This window comes from Campylobacterota bacterium (assembly GCA_020633995.1).
GTDB lineage: Bacteria > Babelota > Babeliae > Babelales > RVW-14 > JACKCO01.
This window is the reverse complement of sequence record JACKCO010000003.1, coordinates 371,725-389,125: the sequence shown is the minus strand read 5'-3', so window position 1 is coordinate 389,125 and position 17,401 is coordinate 371,725. Positions and strand designations below refer to the sequence as shown.

The following is a 17,401-nucleotide window of genomic DNA, read 5'->3' as shown; positions in this document are numbered from 1 at the left end:
AACTGATACGAGAAAATAATAGGGCGCATGATCAATTGCGCCCTATTTCAATACAATGCGACCAACAAGGTTATGCCGACGCCACCATCCTTTTTGAGCTGGGCAGAACAAAAGTACAAGCAAGTGTTACCCTCCAACAGGGTGTCCCGCCTTTTTTAAAGGGTCAAGGTGTTGGCTGGTTAACCGCTGAATATGCGATGCTTCCAACAGCAACTCACCAGCGAACTAAACGTGAATCAAGCATGGCTCAAAAAAATTCGCGCAATATAGAAATTTCACGTTTGATTGGCCGTAGCCTGCGCACAACAGTCGACCTTGACAGCTTGGGAGAGAAAACCATTATTATCGACTGTGATGTCTTGCAAGCTGATGGCGGCACTCGTGTCAGTGCAATTACCGCAGCGAGTCTTGCGCTAAAGCACGCATGCAAGCGTTGGTTTGCCCAAGGCCAGACCAAAGCAAATATTTACCTAACACCAATTGCCGCAATTTCTGCTGGTATCGTTGGTGATGACGTTATTGTTGACCTAACATATAACGAAGACAGCAACGCTGATGCCGATTTCAATTTTGTTATGAATACCGATAACAATATTATTGAAATCCAAGGAACCGCTGAAAAGACTCCTATTAGCTGGCAACAGTTTGAACTACTCAGGATCTACGCTCAACAAAGTATTCAACAACTTTTCACTGAGTGTGCAAAAATAACTATGCCCGAACTCGAGCGTAGGTTGCAGCCCGCAACAAAACAACTTGCACGAAAGCGCGAACATGCTCAAAAAAAGCCTGCGTTTTTTAGCCTTGGCAACCGAATGGCTAAGTAGCACGTTGTCTAAGCAGCTATCATTAAAAAAATCGACCTTTTTAGTGCTTGCATCGGCAACTTTAGCGCTAACCTCTTGCTCTCGCCAAGGTAAACAAACTCACTCCGTTTTTGGGCAGATTCACAAACATACTATTCGTCTTCACATAGCACTCCCCAAAAACACGCACGTCTTTGATAACCTTGTACCAACTGTGTACGAGGCATTTACTCAGCGCTATCAACAGCTTGGCTACATACTTACTGACAAACAAGAAGCACAGTATACACTGATTACCGTGATTAAAAATCTTGATACCATACAAAAATTTGTATCGCCCGATGTTTTACTTGCACACGTAATTATGCGCCTTGAGCTTGAATGTACGTTGCTTGATGATAATGACAAAAAAATTGGGCATAAGGTATTTACACACTCAAGCTCGCTTTCTCGTCCAAAAAATCCTATCCTAAATACTGACTTTGAACATTACGAGTATAAAAAATTGATTGCACGTATTGTGCCAAAAATTGAACATCATTTTAGGCCAATACTTTTGCAAGCAGTTGATAAAGACAATGAATCTTAAAATCTTTCTTGATAACGCATCTTCATCATCATTTTGGCAGAGCACTCGTGTATTTTGCTTTACTGGCCCCAGTTATCAGCCAACTTTTTTTCATGATGTATTCAAACACCTAGATTTAGTAAACACGCTACCCGCCCCAAAGCGAAAACTTGATAGTTCTACACTTGATAAAAATAGTCTGAATGCACAGCTTTCTCAAACGATTTTGGGGCAACAACTCTTTTTCTTGCTGGGCAATATTGAAGAAATTAAAAACAAAAAACAACGAGAAGAAATTATAACCTTTCTGCTTGCTTACAGGGGTCCTCACTACGTTACTTTTTTTATCCCAGAGCTCAAAAATAAACCATCTAAGGACATTCAAACCATAGTACTCGATCAGGCCGTTGACCACAAAACCTTCAGCGCTTTATCAACCTTTTTGACACTTAAGCATAGTCAGGGAAAACAAGCAATTATCAAAAAAATTTTTAGCTCTGTACAAAGCATGAGCCTTGATCAAGCCTGTATGCTCAGTTGTTATATTGACCTCATCAATCCAAAAACTGCCAGCGAAACGCATGACTACGTCCTTCGTTTGCTCAGTACAGAGTTGCCATCACTCAATCAACTTTCTGAACATTTTTTTGCAAAAAATGCTCCTGAGTTTTTTTCTACATGGACACAAGTAAAAGATGAATATCCAGATGTTTTTTGGGTCACGTTCTGGTCTGAGCAAATCTGGCGAGCCTACCACGTTAAAAAATTTCTGGCTGCTCAAAATTTTGTTCATGCAAAGCGTATGAGCTACCGCTTGCCTTACTCTTTTTTAAATAGACATTGGAAAACATTTAAGCTTTCAGATCTTGCAGATGCCTACAGCATGCTTTACACAATTGATTACTCAATCAAACGAGGCTCAACTTTTACCTCACTTGATCTTTTTTATGCAAAGCACTTCCTGCCACAAAAATAAACCTTTTTAGATGTATACCCATCTAACTTTTATTTATTCTTGCTTATTGCCATCGTTTTTTCTAGAATTCTAACCATATCTTAGATAAACGTGAATTCGGTAATGTGAAAAATCAAACTACTTAAGCGCCTATGAATACCCCCCTCTCTTTGTATCAACTCCTCAACAAGCAGGTCAAACAGATGATCCATGGCATCGGCAATGATGGCCAAGGAAACATTCATCCACTTATCATGGAAGAAGTTGAAAAAAGCATCATTGAAATCGCACTGCGAGAAACAAATAATAATTATTTTTTAGCCGCAAAGATGCTTGGCATCGGACGCAGCACACTCTACAGGAAAATAGAAAAATTCAAAATAGAACCCGAATTCGTAAAAACTCAGACCAGCTGATACAAAAATCTAGTCAATGCTTGGCGATTCATACCCAGTGTAATCTGCTGGGTCATCATAATTATAATCTTCTTCTATGCCTTCTTTTTCTGCTGCCTTTTTAAGAATATCACTTATCTCAAAAGTTGTAGTGATATTTAGCGCTGTTCTTGTTACCTTTGCACCACGCTCAATCAACAGACGTACTAGCTCTACATTCCCCCAATGAATAGCAACACACAAAGGAGTGTTACCTCTAATACTTTTATGACTAACTTCAGCACCAGCATCAACTAAAATTTTGGCAACTTCAGCACTTCGAGCAAAAAATAAAGGAGTCTTGCCCTCGTCTGCTGTAACATTAACCCCGGCATTGTTAACAAGCAAAAAATTGACCAGCTTAACATTATCGTTGGCAACAGCCCAGTGTAAAGGAGTCCATTCCCTCTCAGCGTCTTGCTGGTTAACCCCTGCTTTATTGTTAACCAGTAGCATGACAAGATCAGTATAATTATTGCGTGCTGCTATCAGTAAAGGAGTATTGTTTTTAGAGTCAAGAGGATCTATTTGAGCTTTGTGCTCAAGCAGCAGGGAAGCAATATCAATACTATTATACAGTGCTGCTGTATGCAAAGGCATACGCTTATCTACCCTAAAACCGGCTGCCTGTCCAACTAACTCATTGTTTAGTTGCAGCAAAACTCTTGCTATCTCAACATTATTGATACGTGCTGCAAGATGCAACAAACTCTCACCTGCATGATTTTTTTTATTCAAAAAATTACTAAAAATGTTCTTTTGGGAAAATTCTAAACATTCCTGACTACGACCTTCACCCCTTCCAATCGCCCATAAAAATTCGATAACTTTAAATCCATAAAGCTCGTCATTACGCATAAATTGTTGCCACGTCATGTCGTCAGGCTTGAACATATTGTATACATCCTTAAAAGAATACCCTTCATCAGCAAAAGCCAAACCAACCGCTGTAATATTTGTATCATCTAGCAATCGCTCACGAGCAACAATAGTAAGCAGGTGTAAAACACCCTTACTAGAAAATAGCCCGTTAATCAATTTTACGTATCCTCTCAGAACATCAAACTTATTCTCAGGTTCAATATCAAAATCTAACGAAGGAGAAGAAATATCGCGTAAAATATTTCTGGGATTTAACAAACATAAACAAAAAAATCTAAATGAATGGTCCAATTGATCAGCTTGACCTAAAGAATATAAATATATTCCAACATCAGCTATTTTTTTTGCAAAAAAACTTGCTAACACAACAAACAAAAATCGATTATAGATCTCATTTGCTGCATACTTAATACTGTTTTCAATCCACCAATTATTCCAAGAATGATCAGCTTCATAGACTTCATGAACGCGAAATTCAAAGTGACTGAACATAAAATCCCACACACAAGCACCCAATGTAATGCTCACCATATTCGCTTCTTGCTTTATAACAATTTCAGCATCACTAAACTGTTCCCGCCACAACGCCGTAATAACATTACTTTCAAGCGAATCGTGAACCGACAGTTCTTCAGGAACCTTAGTCATCAAATTTCTAATAACCCTACACATATTTACAACGCGTTCTTGTGTATCGCCCGCTGAAATTTCATATCCTCCAGTTGTCGAATTTCCTTTTTGATAGTGAACATCCGGCAACCCCGAAACTAAGCTAGCCCAAGCATCATGAGCATGTGCATTCGTACCATCGGCAGGAGTTGGAAATTGTGTATAAAAATCTTTCAACTCACGCTTAAATACAAATCCCTTATTTTCAAGTGCTTGAATTTTATCCAGCTCAAAATGTTGCGTGGTTTCATCAAAAAATAAACAGTTAAAAAAATTACGTAGTGAAGTTTCGCCACAGTCTGGAAATAAATTTTCTTTATAGCGAACATTATTTTTATACGATAATTCTTTTGGCAAGGGACAATGCCCCAAAAAACTAACGGCTACTTGCTCCGCGGTCAATATTTCTAAATCGTTAGTTTCTTCAAAAAAAGTCTTTTTTATCTGCTCAATTTCGCCCATGGAGTAACTCGATTGAGTTTCTTCAGGTAATAGATCTGTACCCTCTTGAAAAAATTGTTGAGTAACAGCATGCAAACCTGAAATATAATCAAGTAAATCTTTACGCGAAAAACATCGTTCCCACAAAAACACGTTCAACAAAATTGTTGCGACATCTTTTCCCAACGCTGTTTCTCGATTAACCTTTTTACATGTACCAATAAATGTTGAGATCTTGCTTGTTTTTTTCTCAGCTAACAGCTGTTGGCAAAATGTAACATTTGACCATAACTTTTCAGCGTCTAAAAGTGCTTTTTTTCGCTCTTCTATTATGTTGTCTTTCCAATTGGCAGCATCTCCTGGCACCAACGAACGCCCAAGTAACATTTTTATGCATCGTTTTTGCACTGATTCGGTTGCAAGGTTTTTTGCATCGTTTGAAAAAATATTTTTTTTGAGTTGCTTTGGTTGGCCTTTAAAAATATCGTTCATTGCTTGAAAAAAACTTTTCCACTCAGTTTCACCTGGAACTTGAACTTTCAACTGAGCAGCAAGACCAGCCAATATATTATTGATTATCTTCTTTTGTTCTTCACATGAATTTTTTAACAAACTTGCATCTTCAGAATTTACAAGCCCCATGATAACACCGAGCTGAAAAGGATTTTTATCAGCTAGCAGTCCAGACGTAGCAACCCCAAAATTAATATTATCATTATTGAGAAAAAATAAGGTATGCAACACATCATACAATAGCTTGTCAAACTCAGGTAAAACAAACCGGTACAATGTCTGAGCAATGTCAGACTCGGCAAACAAGCACCCATAACTGGGTGAGAGCAACTGGTACTCAGGCTTGAAAAGCGCATCAACCCCTTTGAGTGAACGCACTGGTGGACGAGCATTGAGCGGTAACAACAAGACTCCCATAAAAAACAACAAAATATTTTTTACTTTACTGTTCATCAGACCCCTCCCCAAGCACAAATTAACTAACGTTCAAAATAAAGTTATAGTTTCCGTTTTTATTGATCAGAACTCTCACTTTGCTTCTCTTGCGCCTGCTCCAGCAACTCAACAATTTCTGTAAAACCGTTTTCTCTGGCAACATCTATTGCTGACTTGCCCTGCTTATCCTTTAAAGACACATCAGCACCTTTAGCAAACAATGCATTAACAATTGCAAAATTTCCCCGTTTTACTGCATCAAGCAACGCCGTAGCGCCAGACATATCCCGTTCATTGACAGCAATTCCTTCAAAATTCAATAACGCTTGAACTACCTCTTCATCTTCCCTATTAACTGCCAAATGCAACGGTGTAACCCCAAACTTATTCGGTTTATTCACTTCAATACCTTTAGCCCCCCGTAACACTTGAACACCCTTAACATTCCTCTCGCTTACTGCCATATGCAATGGTGTATCTCCAGGCTTATTCGGTTTATTGACATCAATGCCTTCAGCCTTCAGTAATTCTTGAGCTATCTCAATATTATTCTCCAAAAGTGCTCTATGCAACGGCGCAGCACCAGACAGGTCCTGCCTATTCACATCAATGCCTTTACTCCCTAGTAATACTTTAACTATCTCAATATTCCTTTGGCTTACGGCTGCATACAACGGGGTATTACCAGAATCATCTTGCATATTCACATCAACGCCTTCAAACTTCTGTAGTACTTTAATTATCTCAATATTTTCCGCCCGAGTTGCCGCATGCAACAATCCCTCTTGCTTGGCATTACGCTTTTGCATTATGTCCCGCTGCTCAGAAATTAACCTACTAGTAAAATCAAAACATGCTTCTTGGTACTTATCATTGTTACCAAGAGTCCACAAAAACGTTATCACTTTAAAAGCATAGTCAATATCGTTAATCAAAAAATCCTTAAGCTTGTCAGCTGGTAAAAAAGTCTGTACATATTTGTCAAAATCAACTGAATATTCTGCTAATACTTGGGCGATTTTGACTACATCAGCATCACGCAAAAACTGCAGCTCAGCCGTAAGAGCAATAATCCGATCAAACCAAGTAGAATCAATATTATCACGTATATTTGCCAGATACTGCCCAAAGGCCTGTAATGATGCTTCACGAGGGAACGGAACACACACCGCTCTTAGCACATATCGAGGCTCAAGCAAACAAAGTGCGAAACGTTTTTTTTGCTCGTCCGTCACTTTCTCTAAACATGCAACATAATCAGTTAAACCAGCTTCTTCTTTTGCCAGAAAACTTGCAATTAAAGTTCGTACAAAATTATATTTTCCCTGTTCTTGTCCAGTAAGGCATTTTTGAATATATTGACTTGCCTGATAGATACGTTCAATAGCAGGAATTATTAATTCAAAATGTCCCTGATAAAAATTCCAATGTAGGCCTTTACCAAAATCTATCTCAGACCTGCCCTGAAAGTAGCCTGATACCTTCCCCCCCGTCAAGTCACCTGTTTGCCCGCGCCACAAATACAAAATTACATTATCTTCTAGTGAATCAGTTATTGGGGTATCAGCAGGGAAAACAATCAAGTGCCTAAGCACACGGCACATATTTTTCATACCACCATTACGTGATGATATTTCACAGTTTTTGTTGTTATACACAACCCCGTTAATATCAGAGGTTATCTTAGCCCATTCATTGCGCGCTTGAGGTGTTGTACCACGCGCACAATCTGGAAACGATTTATAAAAAACTTTAATTTTTTCGTCAATGACAAAACCTTCTTTTTCAAGCTTATCGATTTTTTCTTGATCAAATTTTTGGGTTTTATCATTAAAAAACAAAAGATTGAAAAAATTACGCAGCGACGTTTCACCACAGTCCGCAAAACTCTTCCCTTCAAAAACTGCATTTCCATAACACAGCGGCTTAGGTAATCTGTTTTGGGCAAAAAAACCAACCATTACCTCTTCAGCACCCAAAGCATCATCCCCTTCTTTACTAATCCTACTAAATAACTCTTTTTTTAATTTCACGGTTTCTTCAAGCGAATATTGAGCTTTTTGCCCGTCAGCATCAAGCTTTTCTTCACTTGAAAAAACATCTGACGCAACACTACGCAATCCATTGATATATGCTTGCATATCCACACGTGAGAAGCATTTTTCCCATAAAAATACGTTGAGTAAAACGAGGGGGAGAATGGATCCCGGCTCGGGGGCCGGGATGACATTTGACTGGTCGGAAATGACTCCTGAGGATGCTGCGATAACACCTGAAGAAACCTGGTCGAGGCCAGGAAAACGTTTTTCCTGATCAATTAAACGTAAATTCTTGACCAGCTCTAATACACTGCTGGTCAATGTTTTTTGGGCTTTGCCCACACGGTTGTTTTCATCTTGCAGCCCACGTATTTGCTCAATCCTTCTTCGGCTTTCTGGGTTTATATTTTCCTTCCAATCAAAATCAGGGGCAATACTTTCAAAATCATTGCCGGTTAAAAATGATAGAATAGCTTTATGTTTTTTATCATCTCTGTTTAATTGCTGTTTGTTCTTAATCTTGCTAACCAAGTCCTCATATTTTTTTAGCGCTGCCTGATTGTTTTTCCCCAATGCTGAAAGTAGAGTAATAATTTCTCCAGAATTTGGTACTGCTGCTTTGGCCTTATCAATTTTTTCTTTCATATCCTTGGCATGAGCATTTAGACCGAGACCAATATCCTCTGCTATAATCGCTGCAATATCGTTTGGGATACTACGACTTAGCACAACCAGTCCCATCAACATGCCAATATGACGTGGTTTCAGATGTGAGACAAACCCAGACAATGACTGCTGCACACGAAAATTAATGTTGTCGGCATCCAAACGAAATAGTGTATGCAACACGTCATGCAATGGCTTGTCAAAATCTTCAGAAACAAATCGGTACAATGTCTGGGCAATGTCAGACTCGGCAAACAAGCACCCATAACTGGGTGAGAGCAACTGGTACTCAGGCTTGAAAAGCGCATCAACTCCCTTGAGTGAGCGCACCGATGGACGGGCAACCAAAGAATGGGACACAAGAACAGCCGCAACAGTCACTAGACAAAACAGCCTGCACTTCATTACTATTTCCCCCGCAATATTCAAATAAGATTATGTAGCTTGACCACTTAATTATACTGATCCAATAAAATAATTTTCAATTATAAAAATTAAACATCAAGAAAACTACGAAGAAGAAACACTTCCTCAAAGAAATCTTATATGTCAATCATAATCAAACTAAAATTTGTGACTTAAAAAATCTTAGTACATTACTATAAAATATCATTGATTTTTTGTAGTTTGAACGTATACTAAAACCGAGTATTGAAGGTGTAAAAACCTATCAAATACAACACAGCGTTGTTATTTAAAATATAAAACACCAACAACTTAAAACAGGAAGGAAGAAGGTCATGGCAACATCCATTACTCCTCTTTATGACCGCGTGTTGATTCAACGCCTTGAAAGCGAACAAAAGTCTGCTGGAGGCATTTACATTCCTGACACCGCACAAGAAAAAACGCAACTTGGTGCTGTAAAGTGTGTAGGCGAAGGAAAGATACTCAACGACGGCACAGCTCGCCCACTCAAAGTTAAAGAAGGTGATACAGTTCTTTTTGGCAAGTACTCTGGCACCGAAGTCAAACTTGACGGACAAGAATATTTGATTTTGCGCGAAGAAGAAGTTCTTGGCGTTGTAAACAAATAAGTTATAGCGATTAAAAACACGAAAAAAGGATTTTAACCTATGGCAAAAAAAATTATATTTGGCGACTCAGCTCGCTCTAAAATTATGGAAGGTGTAGACCTTCTAGCCAATGCAGTCAAAGTAACCCTAGGACCAAAAGGTCGTAACGTTGCAATTGAAAAATCATTCGGTTCCCCAACCATCACCAAAGACGGTGTCACGGTTGCTCAGGGCATTGAACTTAAAGACAAGTTTCAAAACATGGGCGCACAGATGGTGCGTGAAGTTGCTTCAAAAACTGCAGACATTGCGGGTGATGGAACAACAACCGCAACCGTACTTGCACAAGCAATCTACCGTGAAGGTTTGAAAAACTTGGCAGCTGGCGCAAAACCAATGGAAATGAAACGTGGTATTGACGCAGCTGTTGAAGTAATTGTTAAAGAACTTCAAAAAATGTCTAAAAATGTTGAAGACAAGTCAGGCATCGAGCAAGTTGCAACAATTTCTGCAAACAACGATGCATACATCGGCAAACTCATTGCTGACGCAATGGAAAAAGTTGGCCGTCATGGTGTTATCACCGTTGAAGAAGCTAAAGGTATTGAAAGCGAACTTGAAGTTGTTGAAGGTATGCAATTTGACCGTGGCTACCTTTCTCCTTACTTTGTAACCAACACAGAAAAGATGGAAGCTGTACTTGAAAACCCTGCTATCTTGTTGTGTGACAAAAAAATCAGCAACATGAAAGAGTTGCTGCCAATTCTTGAGCACGTAGCAAAACAAGGTATTCCACTTTTCATTATTGCTGAGGATATTGAAGGCGAAGCACTTGCCACCTTGGTTGTAAACAAAATGCGTGGCACCATCAACGTTGCAGCAGTTAAAGCTCCAGGCTTTGGCGACCGCAAAAAAGCAATGCTTGGCGACCTTGCAGTCTTAACTGGTGGTCAACTAGTTTCTGACGAACTTGGCATCAAACTTGATAACCTAACGTTCAACGACCTTGGTCGCGCTAAAAAGGTACGCGTTACCAAAGACAACTGCACCATTGTTGATGGACAAGGATCAGAAGCTAACTTGAAAGCACGCATCGACCAAATCAAAGCCGAAATTGTAAACGCAACTTCAGACTACGACAAAGAAAAACTCCAAGAGCGTCTTGCAAAACTTTCAGAAGGTGTGGCTGTTATCAAAATCGGTGCAGCAACTGAAACCGAAATGAAAGAAAAGAAAGACCGCGTAGAAGATGCGCTACATGCAACACGCGCAGCGGTTGAAGAAGGCGTTGTCTCAGGCGGTGGCGTTGCACTACTTCGCGCACAAAAGGCACTTGATGGCCTCAAGCTTGACGGTGACCAACTTGTTGGCTTAACACTTATTCGCCGAGCGCTTGAAGAACCTGCACGCATCATTTCAAGCAATGCTGGTTATGAGTCATCGGTTGTTATCGAACGCATTCGCAAAGAAGCAACCAACATCGGTTTTGATGCACGCAGCGAAAAATATGTAGACATGTTTGAGGCTGGCGTTATTGACCCAACCAAGGTTACACGCTCAGCATTGCAAAATGCTGCATCAATTGCATCATTGCTTTTGACAACTGAAGCTATGATTTCAGATCTTCCAGAAGAAAAAGAAGCCACTGCTGGCGGACATGGTCACGGCGCAATGCCTGGCATGGGCGGCATGGGCGGCATGGGTGGAATGTACTAAAACATTTCTCCTTCTCAATTTAAAAAAAGCGGGTCGTAAAAATTGCGACCCGCTTTTTTTTGTATTCTCAAAGCTCGCATTCACTGACCGATATTGCTACACTTTTCAAAAATTAAAAAGTTAAAAAAGGAGAAAAAAGATGAGAGTACTCTTCTGTCTATTTTTTTGTTTATACACCTTTTCTTTGTGCAGTATGGACACGTTCGGTAAAGCGGATGATCTATTTATTGATCTGCTCAGTGCACTAAACAATAGGAACTACATCTACCTGACAAACTTCTTACGAGAACACGATAACAACCCAAATGTCGCATCTCCAGACTTCCATAAAACATTGCTTGGCTTCACCCTTGATAACGACTGTTTTGATGTTGCCCTGTGGTTATTTACACAAGGTGCTGATATAAATTTTTTGCAAGGCACACAAAAAAGACCACTCCTTTTCAACTACGCAAACTTACTCCCTTCACTCAAACATGTAAAATTTCTATGCGAACATGGTGCATCATTAATCTACAATCTCAAAGGTGAAAGCACACACCTTCTATGTGAGACAACGTGTCCATTTCCCGACATATTGCTCTACTTAGTCGAGCAAACCTGCAAATATGATTCAAAATTTGGTCGCTGCAAAAATTTTTGTATAGCTCCCTGGAAAGTAATTTGTAAAATCTTACAGGATAACAACAAGAAAATAGACGATTACGCAAGCCCAGAGTCACAACTGCTCGTTGCTGCAGAAAGTCATGACGTCGAAGCTATTAACTATATTTTTGAGCAATATCCATCGGTTAACGTTAATGTTCAAGATTACTACGGCAATACGCCGTTACAACTTGCTGTTCTAAGCAGAGATATAAGCACCAATCAACAACTTCAAGTTATCAAATTACTCATGAAACACGGTGCCAGAACAGATCTCTCAAATCGTAACGGCTTTACCCCCCTTGACTGTGCTATGTTGCTAAAAAATCCCGGAGCTGTCAATCTGCTTAGAGCTCACGGGGCGGAAAATTCACACGATTGTGAGGAACTTTTTACTGAGCAATACCGAAAGTATTATGAAGAGATGGACTATGAAACCAGTATTACGCAAGACTGGGAGCTCATGTAATGTTTTACATTCTACTTCTCTTTCTAACAATGAACGCCACATCACTACAAGGCAGCGAAAGAAAAATCCACTCTCTACAAGTAGAAATAGCCATAGAGCAAGAAGACTACACGACACTTGAACAATTCATCGCACAAAATAATGGCAATGTTAACGTCAACGTTGACTGGCCAGAGTACTCTATGTTTTGGCTGGCAGCATGGAGCAAGAAAAAATTTAACGTTGCACAGTGGCTTTTACAACGTGGTGCCAACATCGATCGCCTTGAAGGCATGAGATACTGCAACCCCAAAACACCCCTGAGACTGGCAATCGATGATGTTCAAAGCCTTGAGCTGGTACAGTTTCTTGTTGAGCATGGTGCATCGCTTACCAAAAAAGGCAACACAACTCATACACACGTTTTACTTGATGCTGGAGCTGAAAAATCAGAAGAGATATTTCTTTACCTGGTTAAACATTCCTGCCGCCCAGATCCACAAACAAATACTATCCCATTTAGCTGGGATCTTGATGAACGTATTTTTTATTACCTAGAAAAATTTAGCAAACAACCCGAAGACTACCTCAGCCCTGAATGGCTTTTGTTTCACGCCATTGGCCACACTGACCTAGGGCTTGTGCAAAAACTATTAACACAGGAAAGCCCACCAGACCTGAATTGTAAAAATCTAGGGGGAAGCACCGCCATGCATTGGGCGGCACAAAAAGATTATGACGTTACAACCCAGCAAGAGGTAGAAATTCTTAGGCTACTGATCAGTTGTGGCTTGCCATATGACTACTCCACTACTAACCAGGAAAGACACACAGCACACGAAGTAGCACAAGCCACTAAGTTTACTCAAGCTTTAGCAATGCTGAATAACAGGAGTAGAATACTTGCCGATGTCAACACATCGACAAGCACACCCCTACACTCCAGTGAGTCAGACCCACTCTCTGATGGTTGGAATATAATATAGTAAGGCCAACATTTTTTTTGCATCCAATAAACACTCTATAATCAACACGTTGAATGAATAATGAAATTGTCAATCTTCTAATCCCCAAAAATTTTGTTTATCATTATGTGCTCGTAAAAAGTGGTTCCTCCCATTTTTTAATATTTTTGCAGTTTGTTCGTACCTGATCAGACTTGTTATGCTATTTGAATTATTTAGGAAAGAAAAAATCACACTTTTGAATTTATAGCATCACTAATGAGTACCTAAAATCTCAGATAAAAAATATCAAGAAAATAATGGCTATTTTCCCCGAAACCCCTCGTTATAAGAGCGTTTCGAGAAAAATAAAAAATTTGTTTGATCGAGTCTGAACTAGCTGATAAATTATAGGTCACGTTGGGAAATGAATTTTCTAAAAGAAAATATTACTATTTGTGCACACGCATGGAGAAAGAGCGAGCATAAAAGATTTTTAATTTTCTATATAAAACATTGAAGGGATTTTGAACTATGGAAACACAAGCCAGACAAAAAGAGAATGACATGCTAACCTCACCCAAAAACGTAAACTTTACATCCCTTTCAGTCACCAAGCGCAACGAGGAATCCGTCGCTCTTGATATCAACAAGATACGCCTGACCATTGCCCATGCAAGCAAAGGTCTTGATCTTGCCATATCTGTTGATGAGCTTATTCGCGAAACACTCAAAATTATTTATGATGGCATCAGCACAACAGAGCTGGCTAAAGCGTTAGCGTTGACGGCAACAACTTTTATCGAAAAAGACATCGCATACAACTATGTTGCAGCGCGCCTGTTCATGCAATACATTTATAAACAAGTGCTTGAAGAGTCATACAACGACGAAACTATTGAAGAACGCTATCAGAATCAGTTTATTAAGAGCATTACCAAAGGGCTTGAGGTTGGCCTGCTTGATCCGCGCCTCAAAGAGTATGACCTTGAAACACTTTCTCAGGGCATTCGCGTAGAACGAGACAATCTGTTTGGCTACATTGGCATTGAGACGCTGTATGGTCGTTACCTCATCAAGCACGGGGAAAAGCTCATTGAGATGCCACAAATTTTTTGGATGCGTGTGGCAATGGGCCTTGCACTCAGTGAAGAAAATAATAAAACCGCTCGTGCACTTGAGTTTTACGAAGTGCTCTCTACGCTGCGCTTTGTCTCATCAACCCCAACACTTTTCCGCTCAGGCATGCATCATCCACAACTCAGCTCATGTTACCTCAACTATATCAGCGATGACCTCAACCATATTTTCAAGACACTGCAAGACAACGCTAATCTTTCAAAATGGTCTGGCGGACTTGGCACCTCGTGGACCGCAATTCGTGGTACTGGTTCAATGATTAGTTCAATCAATGTTACTAGCCAAGGCACCGTACCCTTTTTAAAACTGGCCAACGACGTTGTCGCTGCTATCAGCCGCGCTGGCAGCAGACGCGCGGCAGCATGTGCCTACCTTGAGGCATGGCATTATGATTTTGAAGATTTTATCGACCTACGCCGCAACACCGGTGATGACCGTCGCCGCACGCACGATATGAACACAGCAAGCTGGATTCCAGACTTGTTTATGAAGCGTCTAATCAACGACGAACAGTGGACACTTTTTTCTCCAGATGAAACACCAGACCTACACGAAATTTATGGCAAAGAATTTGAAGCAGCTTACCTCAACTACGAAGCACAGGCACGTGCCGGTAAAATCAGACTATATAAAACAGTTTCGGCAAAAGAGCTGTGGAAAAAAATGCTTACCCGTCTCTTTGAAACAGGCCACCCATGGATCACCTTTAAAGACCCGTGCAATGTACGCTCACCACAAGACCACGTTGGCGTAGTACACTCTTCAAATTTGTGTACAGAAATTACGCTTAACACCTCACCAGATGAAACTGCTGTATGTAACCTGGGCTCAATCAATCTCGCACGCCACATCTTTAATGGTAAGATTGACCGAGAACTGCTGGCCGACACCGTCAAAACGGCAATTCGCATGCTTGACAATGTTATCGACATAAACTTTTACCCAACCAAAGAAGCACGTAATTCAAACTTGCGCCACCGCCCGATTGGCATGGGCATGATGGGTCTACAAGACGCGCTTTTCATGCTTGACATCCCGTTTGATGACACCAGAGCGCTTGAGTTTTCAGACACCATTATGGAATTCATTTCCTACAACGCAATCATGACATCATCAAAGTTATCACAAGAAAAAGGGGCCTACTCAACCTACGCTGGTTCAAAATGGGATCGTGGTATTTTGCCAATGGACACTATTGATCTACTTGAGCAAGAACGCGGCATGAAAATTGACCTACCACGCACAACTACCATGGACTGGAGCATTGTCCGCGAACACATTAAACAACATGGCATGCGTAACTCAAACTTGATGGCAATCGCACCAACCGCAACCATTGCAAACATCTCTGGCTGCTACCCATGCATTGAGCCGATCTACAAAAATATTTATGTTAAAGCAAACATGAGTGGTGAGTTTACCGTTATTAATGCCTACCTTGTTCAAGACCTGAAAAAACTTGGCCTTTGGAGTCAAGACATGCTTGATCAAATCAAATATTATGACGGTAGCATTCAAAATATTGATGCAATTCCTGATCAGCTCAAACGTAAATACAAAGAAGCGTTTGAGCTTGATCCTGAGTGGCTCGTCAAGATTACCGCAACACGTGGTCGCTGGATTGATCAAAGTCAGTCGCATAACGTTTTCATGCTTGGCACCTCAGGCAAAAAGCTCAATGATATTTACCTAGCGGGATGGAAACTTGGTATCAAAACGTTTTACTACCTCCGTTCGCTGGGAGCTAGCCAAATTGAAAAATCGACACTTGATGCCAAAAAGTTTGGGTATACACAAAAACGAGAGTTCAATAATAACTCGAAAAACGCCACCACTACAAACAACATCAATGGCGCAACGTACTGCGGTCTGAACGCTGAAGACTGCGAAGCTTGCCAATAGACTATAAAGATTCAACTTCCCAAACGCGCTGGGAATAACAACAAAGGAACTACTATGAAAAAAGACGGAATTATAAACAACACGACGACTGACCCAAACAAAATATTGCCTATGCGATACATGTGGGCACGAGAATATTACAAAAGTGGTGTTGCCAATAACTGGACGCCCGAAGAAATTTCGATGCAAAAAGACGTTGAACAATGGAAATCACCCGATGCGCTTACACCGCTTGAACGAAAACTAATCATATGGAACTTGGGTTTTTTCTCTACAGCCGAGTCACTCACTGCTAACAATATTGTACTGGCTGTCTACCGCCACGTTACCAACCCTGAGTGTCGCCAATACATGCTCAGACAAGCATTTGAAGAAGCGATTCACACCGACACTTTTATCTATTGCTGTGACTCACTTGGCCTTGACCCAGACGAAATCTACAACATGTACAACACCATTCCATCAATTAAAGAAAAAGATGACTTTGTCATTGAGCTAACCAAAACAATCTTCGACCCAACTTTTGAACCAATTGGAACGGAGAATTTACAACGCTTTGTTCTCGATCTAATCGGCTACTACGTTATTATGGAAGGCATTTTCTTTTACGCAGGCTTTGCTATGATGCTGGCACTCAAGCGTCAGAAAAAAATGGTTGGCATTGGTGAACAATTTGAATACATCATGCGTGACGAAAGCTTGCACCTTGCCTATGGTGCAGACCTGATCAACACCATCAAAGCAGAAAATCCTGAAATTTGGACCGCAGATTTTCAAGCAAAAATCACAGAACTAATCAAAAAGGCAGTCAGACTTGAAAGCCAATATGCCTACGACGCTTGTCCTCAAGGACTACTTGGCATCAATGCGCAACTCTTTTGTGACTATGTCGAACACATTGCAGACAGACGTCTTGAGCGCATTGGCCTGAGTAAAGCATACGGCAAAGAAAATCCATTCCCATGGATGTCACAAGCAACTGACTTAGCAAAAGAAAAGAACTTTTTTGAAACACGAGTTACAGAATATCAAGTTGGTTCACTCAATATGGACGATTTTTAATTTTTTTTACTCGGCCCTCCTCAAAAATCCCCCGAATGTTCGGGGGATTTTTTTATTGTTTACAAAAAATATATAATTTCATACCCCTTATTTGACCATTTTTGCTTTCTTAAAAAACTT

General features: G+C 40.3%; 12 protein-coding genes. 10 read left to right on the top strand and 2 right to left on the bottom strand.

Going from position 1 to position 17,401, the window contains the following annotated elements:
* Positions 1-5: 5 nt before the first annotated feature.
* From rph to H6679_01555, 4 genes are all read left to right on the top strand, one after another.
* Positions 6-827 (top strand): ribonuclease PH, encoded by an 822-nt coding sequence (gene rph, locus H6679_01570; GenBank protein MCB9492945.1) that lies wholly within the window; start codon positions 6-8, stop codon positions 825-827.
* The gene (locus tag H6679_01565) at positions 775-1,395 is read left to right on the top strand and encodes a hypothetical protein (protein ID MCB9492944.1); all 621 of its coding nucleotides are present in this window, start codon (positions 775-777) and stop codon (positions 1,393-1,395) included. The genes rph and H6679_01565 overlap by 53 nt, the downstream gene beginning before the upstream one ends.
* Positions 1,385-2,350, top strand: a complete 966-nt coding sequence (locus H6679_01560) for a hypothetical protein (protein ID MCB9492943.1) — start codon at positions 1,385-1,387, stop codon at positions 2,348-2,350. The genes H6679_01565 and H6679_01560 overlap by 11 nt, the downstream gene beginning before the upstream one ends.
* A 131-nt stretch (positions 2,351-2,481) precedes the next feature.
* Positions 2,482-2,745, top strand: a complete 264-nt coding sequence (locus H6679_01555; GenBank protein MCB9492942.1) for a hypothetical protein — start codon at positions 2,482-2,484, stop codon at positions 2,743-2,745.
* 9 nt (positions 2,746-2,754) lie between these two features.
* On the opposite strand, the gene H6679_01550 is transcribed toward H6679_01555, so the two are convergent.
* Entirely contained in the window at positions 2,755-5,721 is a 2,967-nt protein-coding gene (locus tag H6679_01550; GenBank protein MCB9492941.1) for an ankyrin repeat domain-containing protein, read from the bottom strand.
* Positions 5,722-5,780: 59 nt separating this feature from the next.
* Entirely contained in the window at positions 5,781-8,813 is a 3,033-nt protein-coding gene (locus H6679_01545) for an ankyrin repeat domain-containing protein (GenBank protein MCB9492940.1), read from the bottom strand.
* Between the two features lie 335 nt (positions 8,814-9,148).
* Between H6679_01545 and H6679_01540 the strand changes: the two genes are divergently transcribed.
* From H6679_01540 to H6679_01515, 6 genes are all read left to right on the top strand, one after another.
* Positions 9,149-9,445, top strand: a complete 297-nt coding sequence (locus H6679_01540) for a co-chaperone GroES (protein MCB9492939.1) — start codon at positions 9,149-9,151, stop codon at positions 9,443-9,445.
* 39 nt (positions 9,446-9,484) lie between these two features.
* On the top strand, positions 9,485-11,140 hold the full coding sequence (groL, locus tag H6679_01535; GenBank protein ID MCB9492938.1) for a chaperonin GroEL: 1,656 nt from the start codon (positions 9,485-9,487) through the stop codon (positions 11,138-11,140).
* Positions 11,141-11,279: 139 nt separating this feature from the next.
* Positions 11,280-12,254, top strand: coding sequence for an ankyrin repeat domain-containing protein (locus H6679_01530; GenBank protein MCB9492937.1), 975 nt, complete (start codon positions 11,280-11,282; stop codon positions 12,252-12,254).
* On the top strand, positions 12,254-13,219 hold the full coding sequence (locus tag H6679_01525) for an ankyrin repeat domain-containing protein (GenBank protein ID MCB9492936.1): 966 nt from the start codon (positions 12,254-12,256) through the stop codon (positions 13,217-13,219). Before H6679_01530 ends, H6679_01525 begins: the two co-directional genes overlap by 1 nt.
* A 492-nt stretch (positions 13,220-13,711) precedes the next feature.
* Complete coding sequence (locus H6679_01520) at positions 13,712-16,219, top strand: ribonucleoside-diphosphate reductase subunit alpha (protein ID MCB9492935.1); 2,508 nt, start codon at positions 13,712-13,714, stop codon at positions 16,217-16,219.
* Between the two features lie 54 nt (positions 16,220-16,273).
* Positions 16,274-17,281, top strand: a complete 1,008-nt coding sequence (locus tag H6679_01515; GenBank protein MCB9492934.1) for a ribonucleotide-diphosphate reductase subunit beta — start codon at positions 16,274-16,276, stop codon at positions 17,279-17,281.
* Positions 17,282-17,401 lie beyond the last annotated feature (120 nt).